Below are 17,350 nucleotides of genomic sequence, written 5' to 3'. Positions count from 1 at the left end.
GTCGATGGCGGTCTGACGATCGGCGTCCCGCACGTGTCAGGCCCCCGAAAACATCTTCTGACTATCAGCTGAGGGATCGTCTCATCAAAACGAGAGTATGAGTCGCGATACTACAGAAGTGGAAAGCCAGGAAGCTAAGCATCAGCGACAGCTGTGCGCCCTGCGCAGCTCGCTTGGCCGGGGAATCCGAGACGCCCGGCGGATGATAGAGATCCTGGGGGTCGCGGGCCGGTTCCGCTGCGACCCTGTTCTTTGCGAACGTCAAAGCGTCAGCGCGTCACCGAAGGGGCACCATTGCGCGGCGCGCGGCGAGCTAGATGCTGTCGTTCATCAACTCGGTCTAGCGCTACGTTGGCAGAAACTGTTTTCGCCACTGTTTTTCAAGGGTTTACTTTCGGCAATATGGACACTGCTAAGAGGGTGGCCGAAAGGGAGAGATCGATGATGGCGTGACGTGCGGTGGGCATGGTTGATTGAGGCGGAGGCCGGTTGATTCTGTTGTTTCCGCCCCGCGTGTGCGAGGCGACGAGTTGCAGGAGGCGTAGGCGATCATTGTCATCAGGGGCGTGGCGATGAAGTCCCCTGCCATGATCGCCCTTCGAAGTGATCAAGTCCAAGCTCCTCCTTCTGCTGATGCGCCTGCTCACAAATCCACCGTGCCCTTGATAGTTGCGGCCAGCGTGCGCAGATCCGTCGCCGCCGGAAGATTGGCGAGATTCTCCCCCCGAGGCGCGTCGATCGCCAATGAGCTAGGCTTCGTCGCCTGGGAGATGCTGCTGACCTTTATCCCATATCCGCTGCGGAGGGCGGTCCGCGGTGGGGACACGGAAAGCAGCAAATCGGGCGTTTAGGGTCTGTACTCAATAAAGGCTTCCATCTGGAATTAGACTGTGATTGAAGCTTCTTAGCGGGGGAACGCTTGAATCCTAAAGTAGCTCCAGCATAGCGGCAAGGCTCACACGGTCAAACGGTCGCGCGACCGCGGGAGAGATGTCCGTTTCGCCCGCACACGAGCTGAACCAGCCGCTCGCTGACATTCTGATCAATGCCGAGCCGGCCCAGCAGAAATTAGAGAATCTGACACCCGACCTCGGCGCAATCGGGGGCACCCTCGATCACATCCGCCGTGACGGTCAGCGAACCGCTGAAGTCATCGGCCGGCTGCGGTCTTTGCTGAAGCGAGACACGACCTAACGGCGCGAGCGCGACCCCAATGCCACGGTCTGCGAGGTGTTTCGATTCCTTTCCGTGCAGGCCCTGCTCAACGATGTCGAACTGGTTACGGAGCCGGCCCGCAGACACTCGCGTGGCGACATGGTCCAGCTCGGCGACTCAGTCTCGCTCAGGGCAACCTCGTCCTTGTCTCTAGTACCAACGCAGGTCACGGCATTCTTGCGGGGAAGGTGGCCGGGATCTTCAAGCCGTTTTTCATGGTGAGGCGCAATGCATGGGCATAGGCCTCTCGATTGCGCATACTATCGTCGAAGCGTATGGCGGCCACCCGTCAGGGGGCGCGTCTTTCACGTCAGCCTGCCGCTTACTGTGGCGCGATGGCGACGCCCTTCCCGGCGAACGCCTCACGCGAACGCTTTCTCCAGCGTCGCGAAGATCACGGCGAACGACTTGTCGTGGCGCGTCACCGGCGGCACCGGGCAATCGATCTTCATGAGCTGATAGACCGCCATCTGCGCCGCACGCACCGAATATTCGACTGTGAACACGACGTCGTCGGGAACTTCGACGAACTGGCTGACGAAGGCGAGGTTGACGGAATTCCTGGGCACCGGCAGCGGCCGGTCGGCCAGGTTGCGCGGCATGAACATGCTGGTGATGTAGGGCATGCGGCAGGGAATGCAGATCGCGTCGTCGAAAACGACGGGATCGAAGTTCAGGTGACCGCAGAGCTCCTTCAAGATCTCGGCGCCGCCGCAATCGGACATCGGCTTTGCCACGAAATTGCCGATGCGGTCGGGATGCAGCGCATAGCCCCAGAACACCTGCACGTTCTTCGGCTGTCCCATGAAATGTGGCTGGTGATAGAGCACGACGGACATCAGCCAGTTGGAATCCTTGAACGTGACAAGCCCGCCGGTGCCGGCCCTATTGCCGGAGAACGCTTCCATCTGGTCGAAGAAGCGTGGATCGCGGCAGGTGACGGTGAAGGACAGCCAATAGGATTCGGGGATCGAATTGTTGAACACCGACGGATTGCCGAATTCGGGACGTCCTTGCGCGATCGTCTCCCATAGCGCCCAGCCCTGACTTTCGGCCTTGGTCAGGCGCGGCGGCGGCTCGGTCATCGAGCCTAGGCTCGAGGCATCCGTCATCGAGCCGTTCTGGAAGAAGACGATGTCGTCGTCTTCGAGCCGGACGTTGGCGGTGCGGCTGTCGCGGTCGAGCGTGAGCTGGCGCACCCGCAAGCGCGCGCCGTCGGTCTCGAACGCCATGTCGACGACGCGCGTGCCGCGCACGAACTGCACGCCCTGGCGCTTGAGCCAGTCCGCGAGCGGCCGCACGATCGCGTCATACTGATTGTACACGGTGCGCTTGACGCCGCCGAGCGTCTCGATGCGCGGAAACTCGTTCATGAAGCGATGCAGATAGCGCTTCAGCTCGACCGCGCTGTGCCAGGGCTGGAAGGCGAAGGTGGTCTGCCACATGTACCAGAAATTCGATTCGAAGAATCCGGGCGACAGCCAGTCGGTGATGCGGCTGTTGCCGAGCGTCTCCTCCGAAGCCTCGGTGAGCCGGAGCAGCTCGAGCCGGTCGCGTCCGGAGAAGCCCATATGCGAGACATCGACCTTGAAGCGGTTACGGTCGACCAGACGCGCGCTGGAGTGCGCCGGAGTCTCCACGTTGAATGCGACCGTCTCCTCGCGCACGCTGCGGCCGGGATGCTCGAGCGAGGGAATGCTCGACAGCAGATCCCAGGTGCATTCGTAATGGTCGGTGGTGAGCATGCGCCCGCCGCGAAGCGAATAGGCGCCGTTCGGAAGCTGCGCGCCGTCCAGGCTGCCACCAACCAGCGGCTGCGCCTCGTAGATCACGATGTCGCGCCCCGGCAGCTGCGCATCGCGGACGAGGAACGCCGCGCCCGCGAGCGATCCAATGCCGCCGCCGATAAAATACGCCTTCATGGCTTGCCTCGATTGCAATTCGACAATTCGAAGCAACATAGCATGGCCGGACGCATCCAAGGTTGCGCTGGATCAAGCGGGGTGAGGACTGGCTCAGCTACGCGGAAAGGCGGCCGATTGAGCCGTTGTTGCCGCGAGGGCGCAAGGGAGCGCATCGGGTCGATGATCGATGCGTGATCAACGGCATTGTCCAATTGCCAAAAGCAGGTTCGCGCTGGCATGATTGCCCGGAAGTCTACGGTCCGTACACAACGGTGTACAACCGCGTCAGTCGCTGGAGCCGAGAGGGATTTGGACAAACGTTTTTACGCTCTGACTGAATCAAGCGGCGTGTCCGGCTCGATCTCGGTGGATTCCAGCTAAATCAAAGGCCATGGCCCCGCGGCCGGCCCAAAAAAGAGGGACCTTCAACAAGGTGATCGGCTGCTCGCGCGGCGAACGACCACCAAAATCCAAGTGTTGATCGACAATATTTGGCCGCCCGCTTCTTTCCTGATTACTCCTGGCAACACTCACGCAGCCCGCGTCGTCGGCTGATCGAGCCTACGCCGTCAGAAGCTTGCGCGACGAGTTGGCCGCACGCCGCATCAAGGCTGTCATCCGGCCGAATCCGCGCCGCAAGCATCCGCATCGCTGCGATAGGGCCTACAGAGGGCGCAATGTCATCGAGCGATGATCCGCCCTCTCGCAGACGTCACGCGGTCTGCGATACGCCAGCATCGTCTATAATGTAACACCTCGGATCGTGATCCTGTTGCTGGACGAGGAGCCCCGCAGTCGCCCGGGGACGGCTCGCTGCGCATCACTCAATCGCGACCCTCGCCAGCGACCGGCGCGGAGGCTTAGGGCGACGCCGAGGCAAAAGGCCCCGCCGCACACGGTTCAGGTCGCAGATCGCTGGCATTTGATGGAGAGCGCCTGCCGGGGCTTCCTCGAAGGATCGGGAATTCTGCCCAGCTCTGCGCCTTTCCGCACGCCGATCTGAAGCCGATCAGTTCCTTCTTGCCCTCCCGCGTCGCGCCAATCAGCACCAGCTTGCACTAGCCGTGCTCTTCCCTGCGGGCCTGTAGAAGAGGCTATCCGGGCGCGTGCGCCCGACGTGCCTGCAAACGCACATCTCTTCGCGACGCTCGGTCATGGCGTATCGCTCTCTTTGAGAAGTTCTGTGGTATTCGGCATCCGCCTCCTACGCTGCCCATCTCAAGCAGTCACCCCCTACGTTACTGCATAGCACTGCTCGAAAGTGCTATTTAGGACGAGTGTCTCAATCTGGAAAGCGGTGTCGGGGTCTGCTGGAAGGCGTAGCTAGTGCGCTCGCACGGATGCGCGTTCTTTGCCACGCCCGAAATATCTCATGACTACGACGTAGAAGACCGGCACAAAGATCTGCTTGGACGAGACGAGCGCGTAACGCTTGCTATCTGAGGCCGTCTTTATGTGATACTTGCCGGATTTCGATTTGCCAACGGGAACCCAGTGGCCTTCACCTCCATCGATTCGACTGGAAACGAGATCGGCTGCCACGCTGGCGAAGGCCGCTCGCAATCCAGTTTTCGTTTGCAGTTTGTTACAAGGGATAAAATCAAAAGTTGCCCGGTTGTGACGGGTTTCCTCGCTTGGCTCGTCATCCGTAGCGCCGGGGACGACGTGCGGCTGCAGTCCCGGCTGTCGCGAAGCCAGCGCGACCAGCGCCGGCACGTTCAGAACTTTCGGACTTGCGACCGGCGTCACCGCCGGCTGCTGCGGCAGTGCTGCGGTCCGCTTCGCGACCTGCGCTGGCGCACAGTTGGGCGGCGCGGAGGAGCCCGGGACAGCTTTGGGCAAACACTGATTGCGTAGCCCTACGCTTGCGTTGGATAGTAGCGCTTAGAAAGACCTTCGCGGCAACTACGAAAACTGGTGGCATCCATTCGCTCCTGGAAGATGGCTGTCGTACAGCGGACTTCGAATGTATCAAGCAGGTCTTCGCGACAATTGAATTCCTAATGCAAGCTGCCGAGCCTCGCTAGGAGGAGACAACCTTGCCCAGGGGCTTCAGATCACTCACAGCGCGCTAGCGGTTGATGCGCACGACATTGCCGCGCTAACGACAGGGCCGTCACTAGGATCCTCGATGGCGTATCCCCGAACACAAACGCGGAGCCATGCTTGCCATCGAGATAGCCTCCGGTCCGGCGATTTTTCCGAGGAGCTTTCATGCCGAAGCGAGGTCGATCGAGAGTCACCTGTTCGTTTTTATGCGGCTCATTGGCGCGGTCGCTCAACAGCCTCCGGTCGGTTTCTTCGCTGTACCGCCAGCTTCGATTATCCCGCGAACAAGCAGACACCTGGGCAATATCGGACATGGGTAAACGTCCCGTGCAGCGTCTCCACGTCTGGAAGATGAGATTGCCGGATTAGCAAGGCGCCGATGCGAACCGGCCTCTCGTCGCAGACGTTAGAGGCCAAGAGTCTTCTATTTGGTCACCGGACAAGACCCCGGATGGTTGCAGCGTGGAGGCGTCGATCGCGTGGTCGCGCTAACCTCCTCGGACGCAGGTCCTTCTGCTCCATTGAGAACGGCCGAGACGCGCCAGCGATATGTTGTTTGCGGCCTAAGATCGGAATCGCCGAAGCTGGCTCCTGCAACCCTGCCGATCCTCTGAAATGTGTCATCAGGGCCTGCACGCAGCACGCGGTATGTCGTTGCTCCTGGCAGCGGCGACCAGACCAGATCAACGCTAGTATCCGAAGCATCGATCACCGTGAGCCCCTGAGGTGCTGATGTCAATTGCCGCGTCGCGCTGACGGGCGTCGCGCCATCGGCCGCGAGCGCGTCGAGCATAGCCTTAACCGCTTGGATCTGCGCCCCAGACTTCGTCACGTAGCTGCTCGTGTGATTGACGTAGCCCCACCAGTCCCAGCAGGCCTGCGGATTGGTGGGCCGATATAAGCTGGTCCTGGTCTGTGGATAGAGAATGATCAAACGGTTCGTATCCGCCCAGGCATTATAGCCGGTATCATTGACGAACTTGAGCCCGATCTCGCGGGCATTCTGGCGGCATCCGTGCAGCGCCACGTGGACACGGCAGAGAGCACCTTGCTCGCAGTCCTGAGGCACGAAGAGATAGCCGGTATCGCTCAGGCTCAACGCGGCGGGCGCCTGCGGCCTGGTATAGAGTGACTGATCGAAGCTCTTCACGACGCCCGCGAGCTGCCCGCGATTAGGTGGATTGAGGCGGCCATAAATATGCTGCAGGATGATTCCGGCCTGATCGTAGCCGCATTGGTCAATATATGGTTCCTTGTTAGCACTGCAGCTATTCAGTCCGGTGTCGCCCTGCTTGGCCACCACGAAGGAGTGCCCGGCGCCGAGGGCGGTCTGAAGAAGAGATTGCCTCGATTGGCGTCACCTAGATAGCGACGGTAGAAGTCGGCAGCCGCATCGGTCACGGCCCTATCGACGACCGCGTCGTTGTAGCCGTGAAAGAGATAGATCTTCTGCCCGGCAAGATTACTATCCGGATCGATCTTGCCTGCTGACGCGTTCGCATCAGCCTTCGTCGTGAACGCCGCGATGTTCAGGCCCGATGCAGGCCCTTTCATGCACGGACCCGTCGCACGCCACATCTTGGCCTCAGCGCACCAATAGGGACCGCCAGCGACCACCCCCACTCCCTTGACAATCGAGGACCAGGCTGCGCCGAACTGGACTGCCATGAAGGCGCCTGATGAAATGCCGGAGATCGAGCTCTCGCCGATCGGCGCGTGATAGCTGCGCAATGCCAAAGGCTCGGCAGAGAGCGGCGACATTCCAACGACCGCGGCACAAATGCCGCCGATAGCGTGTTGCCGCAAGATGGCCAAGTCCTTGAAAAACGTGCTAATCGAACCGACGGGCGGTCTCCGGTGTTCATGTGAAAACGCGCCATCGGAACAAGAAATCACTCGCCAGTTCGGAAAAGGATTCTGCGGATTACCATAGTCGACCGTCTGCCTGCCGTCCCGCGGCAGCGCCGACGTGATGACCGTGTCGGGCTGGTTCGGCTCCGAGGCAACAGGCGTGATGAGCGACCCCTTGAGCATCCGTCCGCTTTGATTGATCAGTTTCTGGTAGGCCATGTCTGATCTCCTTCATCTGGTCAGACGTTCCCGGACGCCGCCGGGAAAGCGGGGGATAGGTGCTGGTGAAGACAATTCATGACAGGCGATCAATGCGCACGTGGAATTCGCGTGTTGAAGCAAGGATACCGAAGCTGGTTTCCAGGGTTTCGCCAGCCGAAAACCACTAGCTCGATTATGATACGAGTAGAATCCCAGCTGATGGCCGGCCTCTGCCCCAATGAACTGCTAGGCGTTTGGACATGGTGGCATTCTACGCAGCCGAACCGATGCCGACGTCAGCGGTCGCTTCGCTTGGCACTCCTTATCAACAGTTCCCTAATGCAAGATGTTCGAACCTTCCAACCAACCCTAGTGTTGATTCGTTGAACGTTCCACCCGCCAAAACTTGTAGGTTCAACCTACCCTGTTGAGTTCAGCGCGCCTGCGTGTGTCAATTCAAGTCGTTGCACGAAATGCCGTCAAAAGTCGACATTGGTATGTTGGTCAACTGCACAGTTATTCATAAGACCGTCGTTTGATTGCGGGATTTGCAAGCGACCTTCACGCACGCGTTTCAGAATCGCAATCCTTGTTGCGAGGCTCTACGAGCCCTTCGCTCCGGCCGAGAGCACTTTGGAGAAGGTGATAGGCTTGGGTCGTGGGTGAGGTAGAATATTCAGCTTCCAATGAGCTTGTTCGTGAGAGTGAAGCCGAGCGCGAAAAAATAAAGGCGGAAATCATAGCCGCCGAGCAGCGGTGACCTAGTGATCGCACGAGAGACGATTCTGCTCGGAGCAGTTGTCGGTTGGGCGCGGGCGGTCCGAACGCCCCTCAGACCCAGCGAAAAATCGAGCGCTGGCATCAGACGCTGAAGAACTGCATTCTGCTCGACAACTGCGACCGACCCGATGATCTCGAAGATCAAGTAGGGGCCTTCGTCGAACCCTATGATCACGTCCGCTATCATGAGAGCATCGACAACCTCACGCCAGCCGATGTCTACTGCGGCAGGGCTGAGGCGATCCTCCCCGAACGAAACCGCATCAAGCGCGACACATCGCAAACCGCCGCATGCAGCATCAACTGCAGGCCGCTTAACTCTAACGCTGATGAGCCAGAGCCTCCCTTGTCGAAGAGCCTGACCAGTCGCAAATTATCTGACGATGGCCAAGCGACGGCTCCGGTTTTAGGCAGTTTTTGGCTGATAGAGCGGTCGCAAGTTCCGTCCAAGACTTCAGGGGCGTCTCCTGTGGTCACGGCTCCGCCGCCTGGCGATCGTTCCAGCCGGCGCGCAACATGTACACATGCTCAACCTCCTAACAATGGTAGAGTCGAGATGCCAGCCGTGGCCGCGGACGTCACCATTCCTTTCCCACGAGGTCCTTCAAGGCCGCGTTGTCCAGCATGGCGTCGGCCAGCAACCGCTTCAGCCGGGTGTTCAAAATCTCGATGATCTGCTCTTCCGAAAACCGGCTGCGCTTCATGCTCTGGTCCTTGTCGTGGGCCAGAGCGAACTTCAACCTGTATTAAGCCTGAGGGGCAAGGTCACCACCGAAGATCAATTGGCCAAAAAGGGCGTTGCCCGAAACTGATTATCGTTCGCCAGAAGAGTGTGAGTTGCTCCTTTCCCAGGCAAATGGCCTAGTGCACGAACTAGTTCTGACGGCGCTGCGGACGGGTATGCGGCAAGGAGAGCTCAGCGGCCTTTCAGTGGTCGTCTCTCGATTGGCTCACGCCCAACGTTGCGGTGAGACATTCATACGATGATCGTGGGAAGACGCTAGTCGCGCCGAAGAGTAACCGCACGCGGCATATACCGCTCGACATTGATGTGTACACGATGCTGTACCGGCGTAAGAAGGACACTGGGTACGTGTTCCGAGGCTCGGAGGGTCGCCCGTTCACTGGAACTACCACTACGGAATGCACTATGCGATCCGCAAACTCTGTAGGAAGGCGAAGTGTAGAACCATCGGCTGGCACACGCTTCGCCATAGATCGAAGCTGAAGGAAAAGAGTATCGCCTCGGAACGAAACTAGACAAAAAAGGCATTGCTCGAATACCTCAAGATGACCCGTTGCGTCATTTGCTCCTTGAGCATGTTCAAGAGGCGGTAAACAATGTCGCTCGAGAATGATGAGGCCGTCGGCAAGTCGGCCTCTGAACAATCCGGCGATACGACAACGCGAGAACTCTTAGTGGATGCTGCGGGAGCGAAATAGGCGTCGGTATGAGAGCGCATCTCCGGCAGCGTCTGCGCAGTTGCCTGTTGCCTAGGGGAATTCCATGACGCGCTTGATTGTGCTCCTGCTCTTTGCCGTTACGTCGATGCCTGCTCACGCGCGGTTGCCAGTCCCTCTAAATGGGTAAATCAGCGAGGCTCTCTTCTGTCGATCCAAACGCTCGATGCATCGACGGGGATTTTCGCCGGAACGTATGTTAACAATGCGACTGGAGTTTCCTACCAGGGACAGCCCTACCCTGTCGCAGGCGTCGTTACCGCAAATAGGATCGCTTTTTACGTCAATTGGACGGCACCCGCAGCTCCAAACTGCAAAACGATCACCATTTGGAACGGCCGCGTCGCTGATAAGAATATTCCAGCTGCGGGGACCCTGTTCTACGTGGGATCGAACTGAAAGTGTCACAAATGACGGGGCGGGTTTCTTTACGAGGAGGTAGAGCAATCGTGTTAAGGCTGATTATCTCTCGATGGCCGACGTCTTGCTGATTCTCCCAATCTGGGGGCAGATGAACCTCTAGTGTCCTGAGTCACAATTTCGCAATCGTAGATTCGCAGTAGAGTCGCGTCGCTGTGCCAGATTTGGCGGCTGCCGGCCCAGCGACTTGCGCCACTGATATTGAGCGATGATGAGTTCGCCGAACATCAGTCGCTGACGATGCGGCGGAAGACCGCAGGCGCTGGCTCTGAGGGCCCGGATCGTGCTGACCTGCGCGGAAGGCGGTCAGAACAAGGAGGTGGCGGCCAAGCTAGGCCTGGAGCGGGGAACGGTAGGCAAGTGGCGCGTTTTGTAGAGCAGCGCGTGGCCGGGCTGCACGACGAGCCGCGTTCCGGGGCGCCGCGCACCATTGACGATGCCCGCATCGAAGCCGTGATCGTGCGGACGCTGGAAAGCTGCCCCGAGAACGCCACTCATTGGAGTTATCGGGGCATGGCCAAGGCCAGCGGCCTGTCGGTGTCAACGGTGCAACGCATCCGGCGGGCCTTCGGGCTCCAGCCGCACCGGCTGGAGACATTCAAGCTCTCCACCGATCCGAACTTCGTCGCCAAGGTGCGCGACGTCGTCGGCCTTTACGTCTCGCCGCCGGCACACGCCATCGTTCTGTGTGTAGACTAAAAGTCCCAAATCTAGGCGCTGGACCGCAGTCAGCCGATGCTGCCGATGCGTCCCGGTCAGCCGGCTCGAAGAAGCCATGACTGCAAAAGGTACGGCACCACATCGCTGTTCGCCGCCTTCGACATTGCGACCGGACGGGTTATTGGCAAGTGCTACGGACGGCACCGTGCCGCAGAGTTCCGCAAGTTCTTGGACGAGATCGAGGCCGCTGTGCCGCGCCAACTCGACGTCCATCTCGTCATGGATAACTATGCAACGCACAAGACGCCGCTGATCCGGAAATGGCTGGCCAAAAGACCGCGTTGGCATGTGCACCTGACCCCGACCAGTTCGTCATGGCTCAATCAGGTCGAGCGCTTCTCCGCGCTCCTTACCGATAAGAAGATCAGGCGCGCAGTCTCGCTGCCCTTATGGCGGACATCACCTCGTTCGTTGACGACACAATGCCGATAAGAAACCATTCCGATGGACCAAGTCCGCTGACGGCATCCTTGCTTCCATCGAGCGCTTCTGCCGATACAATGCCCCGGCACAAAACGCAGCAATGTTGCGAACTTCTGGTTCAGGACACTAGCTAGTACCCGGAATCATAGCTGAGTGATACGTCGGCCTTTGAATCGGCGTCGCCTGACCTTTTTCTTGGTCCAGACGAATGGCTCAGCTCTGTGCTTTGATATAGGCATCGATGTGCTGCTCAAGCTGTTTGAGGCTTGTGAACGAGGCGCCGCTCAACGACTGCCCCTGTCAGATCGAAAACCACACCTCGACCTGATTGAGCCAGGACGCGCTGGTGGGCGTGAAATGAAAGTTCACGTTGGGATGTGCCTCAAGCCATTCCTCGTTCTTCGTATGGGTGCTGAGGTTGTCGAGAATGACGTGAAGCTGTCGGTTCGGAAATGCTGCGGTCACGCGATCCATGAAGTCGAGAAACTCGACCCGGCGACGTCGTTTCGAATGCGTCGCAAGAATCTTCCCGGTGGCGACTTCCAGCGCTGCGAACAGCGTGGTCGTGCCGTGCCGTTTGTAGTCGTGGCTTTGCCCGGTCAAGGATCTGCCGTTGGGTAGTTTCAGATAACCCTGCGCTCTTTCCAAGGCCTGGATCGAGGGCGCTTTCGTCCACGCATAGCACGATGGCCTTCTTTGGCGGGGCGACATACAGGCCAACCACGTCGGCGGCTTTGGCCGTAAACTCCGGGTCGTTGCTCTCGCACCAGGACTTGCGAGCGGCGAGATCGAGTTTGTTGCTGCGCAAGAATCGCCAGACATATTGCACGTCGACATCGCCAAGTTCCCCAGCCAGCAGAGGCCCAGTCCAGCGCGCGTACCCGGCAGAAGGCGATTTATCGAGCAACTTTAAAATCCGTTTGTCAGTGGCCTTCGTATAGATCGGCTGCTTGCCCGGGAGAGGCTTGCTTTGCAGACCTTCAAGGCCTTGATTCGCATAGCGATGCCGCCAAAGGCTGACAATCCGCGGCTGGACCCAACCTCCTTGGCAATCGATCGGGTGCTGCGACCGGCAGCAGCCAAAAGAACGATCCGCGCCCGCTTCAAATCGCGCTGCAACGTCACCGGTGAGCGGCAACGTTCCTCAAGCACCTTGCGATCTTTCCTCGAAAGGTGGACTTCTCTTGCGTCGGGTATCATCCCGACGTTGAATCATGACCCACTTCCCAAGGAAAGTGGGTACTAGTTGTCCCCACCCGGTCCTTGGATCGAATTGCTAACAGAGTGTCCCATCAGCTTCGACTGGATGCGAGCGAGCGCGTCACTGAGCCTCGCCGCTTCATTGAAGCGTGTCTCGGAATATGGCGGGTGCGCGGATGGATCGTGCAAGAGGGCCTCGGCTGTATTCGAGAGCCGGCGAAGGGGCGTCCTCAGCCACTGCGCCGCACAAAAGAGCAGTGCTAGTATGGCAATGGCACAAGCACCGAAACTACTCCAGAATGATCGGATGAGATTACGGGTGGACGCAAGCGCCTCGTCGGCACTCTGCCGAACCAGAAGAGACCAACCGAAGCTTGGAAGGTTCGCGAAGCCGACCGTCGGAACGATCACTGTGAAGTAGTCCCTGCCGTCAGGCCAACGTTCGCGCAGAGACGCAGTCGTGACGCGACTAGCCGCAAGTGCGGAGCCGATGTTGAGCGACTTGTTGATAAGATCCGGCGGACCAAACAGGACGGTTCGATCCCCCGAAAGCAGCAGCACATCAATGCCGGGTACTTGTAACGAGTCCATGCTTTCTGCGACCCATTTCCAGTCAAGGTGAGCGCCGATGACCCCGGCAACGGAGCCGGCGTGGCGCAACGGCGCTGCCAGGTCGATAAAGCGATAGGGCTCACGAGGTGCCGGCAACTGGGTGGCCAGTAGTTGAGCGGCATGCACATCGATAGCCGCCGGCGAGACAAGGCCCCGCCTAAACCAAGGTCGCTGTGCAACGCTTACTCCTTCGAGCATGCCGTCTTTAGCCGCGAGAATGGTCCCTTCGAGATCCGCGACCCCAAGCCAAGTATAGCGTCGATCAAGGCGGCTCAAGAAGTCGATGTGTTCTCGCGCATTCTTAAGATCAGTTAGGTCAATGAGCTCAGCGGACCGCGCTACATCCATCCAAACTCCATAGAGCCGGCGGGCCAACAGCGCGGAACTCATTTCGCCGCGAATTCTTAACGCGTCGAACTGCAGCTGCTCTCCCCCTTGCTGTAGCAAGGCCGTGTAGATCGTCGCGGTCACCATGGCCGGCACCGATATGAGCAAGGCGCCTCCACAGAACACCAAGGAGAGTAGGCTCGGTCTTCTCGGCATCTCGCGCTCCTCAACTCGTTAGAGCTCGCGCCAACTCACGAATCATTTGCAAGATGTTCCCTCGATCGGTCCCTGGCATGGCGGATTCAGTGTGAAGCTTCTTGATAATTTTCGCCCTTTGCTCGGGAGTTGGAGAGAACTTGATTCGATAGCCGTCACGGGTAGTCGCAGCAACATGCGCGTCTACGCCGCTAATCCCGGGCAGGTCGAGCTGCCCTGCTGCTCCGGCGGAAAGTCCGGATGGACCGCTGATTCGCGCGCCCCCTCGGCCCAGATTGAGAAGCCATCCGCGATGCTTCTCACCTTGGATCACCAACGTGATGGGTTCTGGAATCTGGCGCTGAGGTCGATCGTATCGCGGTCGCTCAATGCACACCACGACTGCCACGAAAAGCACCAGAATGTTGTAAACTGTCCAGAACATCACGACAGTTGTGCCGTCCCCCGCTGTTGCGGACGTATCGAAGACAAAATCGGAGTTCAACGGCACGATCAAGCCGCCGATTGTCAGAGCGAGCAGGAGTACAAACGGGCGCATCAACGCCCATTGAACTATGACCTTGGTGCGGTCGCCGCCTTTGGCCGTCACCGAGAATTTATGCGATCCGCTGGTCAGAAGCCCGAGAGCAGCTGCCTGGCTGATGGGCCAGGCCGCGATCAGTTGAGCCGTATCGTTGAGAAGCGGGACAAACAACCCTTTTGAAAGCCAGTTCAGGGACACAAGAACCATTAGGTAATAAGGTATATAGTAACTGATAATTTCCACCAGCGACGCGTTCACGATGGTGATGCCGAACCACCAATACAACAGCGGGCAAATCAGGCTGGCAAGCCTGAAGGGAAAGGTGCTGACCCAGTAGAGCAATGAATCCAGGATCCCGATTCGATGCATCAGACCAAGGCCGCGCATGACAAAGGGGCTGTATGAGTTGCGGACGATTTGCATCAAGCCGAGGCACCACCGTCCACGCTGAGTAATATATTCTTTCAGTCCTTCGGGAGCCAAACCTTCAGTCAACGGCTCGTTTAGGTATACAGTTTGCCAGCCGTTTTCCGCAAGCTTAAGGGTGAGCAGGAAGTCCTCGGTTACGCTTTGTGTTGGAATCCAGCCAATCTGCTCGACGGCCTGGACCCGCATTACGGATGATGTCCCACAGCAGATGGCAATCCCCCAAGCGTCCCGCGCTGGCTCGACGTTGTCAAAGAAATGACGTTGTTCATCCGGATATGCGGTGCTTATTCCAAGGTTATGTTGGATCGGATCAGGATTGAAGAAGTGCTGCGGGGTTTGCACGAGCGCGACGCTTGGCTCGTGAAATAACGCTAGCGTCCGCTCGATGAAGTCCGCATGGGGAACGAAATCTGCGTCAAGTACAGCGACAAAGATCGGGGGAGCTGGATCGCGGGCGCGCGCGCGAAGTGCATGGTTAATGTTCCCCGCTTTAGCATGCTCCTTATCCGAACGTGCGAGATATCCGATTTCGTGCAGCTCGCAAAGTTGCCGTACCCAATTCCTGGCGCCGTCGTCGAGGATAAAAATCCGAAGCTGTGAATAGCGGATTTGCGTCGCGCCAATGATCGTGCGCTCGAGCACTTCCGACGGCTCGTTGTAAGTCGTGATAAAAACGTCCACACGCGGCGCTTCTCCAGGCAGCCACCATTCAGAGTACTGGTCTGCTTCTGCCGACCGGTCGTTCACTCGGGACAGTATGAAAAACGCGATGGTAGAGGAAAGCATCGTCAGGGCCTCGAGGGTGACGAATCCCCAACTGAACAGCGCGTCCGCAGTCCAGTCGAGCGGTGCCAGCGTTTCGGTGAAGCGCCAAGCCATATAACGCCAAGACAGTACGGCAGCAGCCCCGAGGAGAAGAGCGCGCCAATACCACTTCATCGGATTGAGAAATGGAAAGACGGTAAGGCGAAGCCCAATTATGAAGGCGGCGCCTGCGAAGGCAGCAACGAGTGGCGACAGCTGAAGCATCAGAGTCCGTACCGCGTTATAAAGCGGCGGAACTGTGCGATTGGGCCAGCTGTGAAGATGACGCGTCCAGTGCGTCCAATCGCGCAACCGACATCTGCCTCTCCTGCAAGATCTGGAACTGTCACTGTGACGTCAAAGCGCTGGAGATGTTGAGCACTTGGCCCTACAACAAGATTGGTGTAGAGCGAGGCCGCACCGGATCCGCCAAGGCGAGTTATGGTTCCATTGAAAATACGATCATCTCGAAACAACCGAAATTGCACGGCCGTTCCCACCGACAGACGGTCGTAGAGAGATTCGCTGACGCCGGCGGTGACGATCAGTGTACTGCAGTCTACGATCTTGACGAGATCCTGGCCGCGCCGCGCGTATTGGCCATCGTCTACTAGTATGTCCCAGACTAGACCAATCACGCTGGCGTTAAGGGTAGCGAAGCTCAAGTTGTTGACACGAAGACGCTCGGCAGCGATTTGCCGGTCGAGCTGTACAATACGTGCTTTCACCTGCTCCTTGTCGACATTCAGCTCGGCCAGCCGCTGCTCGAGCTCTCGGATACGTTGAGCCGAGGAAGGAGCGTCGTTACAGGACTCCCCGATGAAGATGCCGTCGCGAGCGGACGTAAGTTCCGTCTCTAAGTATTTCACTCGCTGCTGCGCACTCTCCAGTTCTTGCTGCGCCACGTCGTAAGTGGCGCGAGCCCGATCCAAATGCGCCGCCGTCTGTACACCACGCGTGCTTAGTTCGTTTGCTCGCCTAAATTCTGCGTCCGCTTGACGAAGGCGTGTGGCCGCAGCGTCTTGAGCTGCTTTCGTTTCGGCAATTCGAGCCTCAATCTGCCGAACCCTTCCGCGCTGGTAATCAGTTGATTGAACATCGAAGCGCGACCTGGATGCGGACAAGGCCTCTCGCTGGCCATCGAGACGGTCGAGCTCGATCTGCTGGTTTGTGCGATCGCGATCAAGCTCAAGAAGCCTCGCGGTATCGAAGCGTTGGTCGGTGAGTTCTGCTATCAGCGCGCCGGGACTAATGCGCGCGCCGATGCTCTGCACGGCAAGCGTTACCTTTCCTTCGATCGGGGCGCGAACGATGTAGAGCCGCGCATTGAGTGTAGCATCCGCCGATGTTCCAGCGAAGTGCTCACCGATAATAATGTACAATCCCACTGCCAACAGGGCCAAGCCGACGATTGCACGTACGAGCCTCATAAGCACATTCCAACTGTTTATGACGGGAAGGTCGCGCAGGGTATTACTGAGCAGCCTACGGTACAATCGTTTTCGCCTAAGGGCCCCCGCGGCTTTGGGTTGCCAGGTCCAATGCCGCTCGGATGCGAGCGTTAGCGGCTCAGGCGTCATGATCAGACTAACAGGCTGGTAAAGAATAGCTTCGTGATCTCAGCGGCAGGAGGATCCATATCGTCAGAAGTGAAAACAGTCATGAATTCATTCCTGCAGTTCCAGCAGCGCCAGAGATCTTGGACCTCCCGCGCACCCATACGTTCATGCCACTCGAGGTGGACAAATGCAGAGCCACATTGAGGGCAGTTTATGTGACGCGCTATTGAGACCGACTCCATGTGGCAGCTCGTGTCATTGCACCAAAGGGCCACAGCCGAAGAAGCGTTAGTGTAGCCGCCGCTTCGGGGGCGGCTGCGGTGGATGCACCTCTCTGTTCAAACCCTGTGCCAACTGCGACAAGCTTGATCAACAAGGAATATTGCTTCAAGGAAGTTTACCAGACCGACTGCATGTCAGAAATCGGACAGTCTAGGTCATGTTCTAACGTAAGGTCGCAAATCGGATTGAGTCTCGTTATGGAAGCCTTGGGGATCGTTTGGTGCTGAGCAATGCGGCCTGGGAGGTTTGGCTGACCATAAACGGCCTGATCAGGAGGGCTCCCACCTGAAGGCACCTGAAGGGGACCAGCGGATGCCTGAGTTGGATCGTGTGCGTCCGGCGCTCCCCGGAGCAATCAGGAGCCGCTAGACTAG

At 58.5% G+C, this 17,350-nt stretch carries 10 protein-coding genes and 5 pseudogenes; 5 read left to right on the top strand and 10 right to left on the bottom strand.

The window, feature by feature from the left end; genetic code table 11:
• Positions 1-380: 380 nt before the first annotated feature.
• Positions 381-851 (bottom strand): annotated as a pseudogene (locus N2604_RS07120) (IS701 family transposase); the annotation flags it as partial.
• A 139-nt stretch (positions 852-990) separates the two neighbouring features.
• Between N2604_RS07120 and N2604_RS07115 the strand changes: the two are divergent.
• Complete coding sequence (locus tag N2604_RS07115) at positions 991-1,194, top strand: HAMP domain-containing histidine kinase (RefSeq protein ID WP_036031501.1); 204 nt, start codon at positions 991-993, stop codon at positions 1,192-1,194.
• 383 nt (positions 1,195-1,577) lie between these two features.
• On the opposite strand, the gene N2604_RS07110 is transcribed toward N2604_RS07115, so the two are convergent.
• A complete protein-coding gene (locus tag N2604_RS07110; RefSeq protein WP_260374217.1) occupies positions 1,578-3,137 on the bottom strand; it encodes an oleate hydratase in 1,560 nt (519 codons plus the stop codon).
• Positions 3,138-3,199: 62 nt separating this feature from the next.
• Between N2604_RS07110 and N2604_RS39625 the strand changes: the two genes are divergently transcribed.
• The gene (locus tag N2604_RS39625; RefSeq protein ID WP_081493085.1) at positions 3,200-3,457 is read left to right on the top strand and encodes a transposase; all 258 of its coding nucleotides are present in this window, start codon (positions 3,200-3,202) and stop codon (positions 3,455-3,457) included.
• Positions 3,458-4,442: 985 nt separating this feature from the next.
• On the opposite strand, the gene N2604_RS07105 is transcribed toward N2604_RS39625, so the two are convergent.
• The 3 genes from N2604_RS07105 to N2604_RS07095 all read right to left on the bottom strand — a co-directional run bounded on the left by N2604_RS07105 (position 4,443) and on the right by N2604_RS07095 (position 7,238).
• Positions 4,443-4,868 (bottom strand): hypothetical protein, encoded by a 426-nt coding sequence (locus N2604_RS07105; protein ID WP_124163417.1) that lies wholly within the window; start codon positions 4,866-4,868, stop codon positions 4,443-4,445.
• Between the two features lie 724 nt (positions 4,869-5,592).
• Positions 5,593-6,471, bottom strand: a complete 879-nt coding sequence (locus N2604_RS07100) for a fibronectin type III domain-containing protein (protein WP_260374216.1) — start codon at positions 6,469-6,471, stop codon at positions 5,593-5,595.
• Positions 6,441-7,238 (bottom strand): hypothetical protein, encoded by a 798-nt coding sequence (locus N2604_RS07095; protein ID WP_260374215.1) that lies wholly within the window; start codon positions 7,236-7,238, stop codon positions 6,441-6,443. Before N2604_RS07095 ends, N2604_RS07100 begins: the two co-directional genes overlap by 31 nt.
• A gap of 796 nt (positions 7,239-8,034) precedes the next feature.
• Here N2604_RS07095 and N2604_RS07090 point away from each other — a divergent pair.
• A pseudogene (locus tag N2604_RS07090) lies at positions 8,035-8,318 on the top strand (integrase core domain-containing protein); the annotation flags it as partial.
• 266 nt (positions 8,319-8,584) lie between these two features.
• On the opposite strand, the pseudogene N2604_RS07085 reads toward N2604_RS07090, so the two are convergent.
• Positions 8,585-8,704, bottom strand: a pseudogene (locus tag N2604_RS07085) (IS3 family transposase); the annotation flags it as partial.
• 757 nt (positions 8,705-9,461) lie between these two features.
• Between N2604_RS07085 and N2604_RS39620 the strand changes: the two are divergent.
• Both N2604_RS39620 and N2604_RS07080 read left to right on the top strand, forming a co-directional pair.
• On the top strand, positions 9,462-9,860 hold the full coding sequence (locus tag N2604_RS39620; protein ID WP_158672267.1) for an avidin/streptavidin family protein: 399 nt from the start codon (positions 9,462-9,464) through the stop codon (positions 9,858-9,860).
• 192 nt (positions 9,861-10,052) lie between these two features.
• Positions 10,053-11,154 (top strand): annotated as a pseudogene (locus N2604_RS07080) (IS630 family transposase).
• A gap of 13 nt (positions 11,155-11,167) precedes the next feature.
• Here the strand turns inward: N2604_RS07080 and N2604_RS07075 are convergent.
• The 4 genes and pseudogenes from N2604_RS07075 to N2604_RS07060 form a co-directional block, all read right to left on the bottom strand.
• Positions 11,168-12,224 (bottom strand): annotated as a pseudogene (locus N2604_RS07075) (IS630 family transposase).
• Positions 12,225-12,266: 42 nt separating this feature from the next.
• Positions 12,267-13,310, bottom strand: a complete 1,044-nt coding sequence (locus tag N2604_RS07070; protein ID WP_124163415.1) for a cache domain-containing protein — start codon at positions 13,308-13,310, stop codon at positions 12,267-12,269.
• A 79-nt stretch (positions 13,311-13,389) separates the two neighbouring features.
• Positions 13,390-15,360: a glycosyltransferase gene (locus tag N2604_RS07065; protein ID WP_124163414.1), complete on the bottom strand. Its 1,971-nt coding sequence runs from the start codon at positions 15,358-15,360 to the stop codon at positions 13,390-13,392.
• A complete protein-coding gene (locus N2604_RS07060) occupies positions 15,360-16,565 on the bottom strand; it encodes an HlyD family secretion protein (protein WP_158626796.1) in 1,206 nt (401 codons plus the stop codon). Before N2604_RS07060 ends, N2604_RS07065 begins: the two co-directional genes overlap by 1 nt.
• Positions 16,566-17,350: the final 785 nt, after the last annotated feature.

This window comes from Bradyrhizobium sp. CB1015 (assembly GCF_025200925.1).
Classification (GTDB): domain Bacteria; phylum Pseudomonadota; class Alphaproteobacteria; order Rhizobiales; family Xanthobacteraceae; genus Bradyrhizobium.
This window is presented reverse-complemented; position numbering and strand designations above follow the sequence as displayed.

Excerpts from the sequence above, each read along its gene's own strand:
- N2604_RS07060 (WP_158626796.1), bottom strand. The coding sequence starts at position 16,565 with ATGAGGCTCGTACGTGCAATCGTCGGCTTGGCCCTGTTGGCAGTGGGA.
- N2604_RS07070 (WP_124163415.1), bottom strand. The coding sequence starts at position 13,310 with ATGGTGACCGCGACGATCTACACGGCCTTGCTACAGCAAGGGGGAGAG.
- N2604_RS07065 (WP_124163414.1), bottom strand. The coding sequence starts at position 15,360 with ATGCTTCAGCTGTCGCCACTCGTTGCTGCCTTCGCAGGCGCCGCCTTC.
- N2604_RS07095 (WP_260374215.1), bottom strand. The coding sequence starts at position 7,238 with ATGGCCTACCAGAAACTGATCAATCAAAGCGGACGGATGCTCAAGGGG.
- N2604_RS07110 (WP_260374217.1), bottom strand. The coding sequence starts at position 3,137 with ATGAAGGCGTATTTTATCGGCGGCGGCATTGGATCGCTCGCGGGCGCG.
- N2604_RS07115 (WP_036031501.1), top strand. The coding sequence starts at position 991 with ATGTCCGTTTCGCCCGCACACGAGCTGAACCAGCCGCTCGCTGACATT.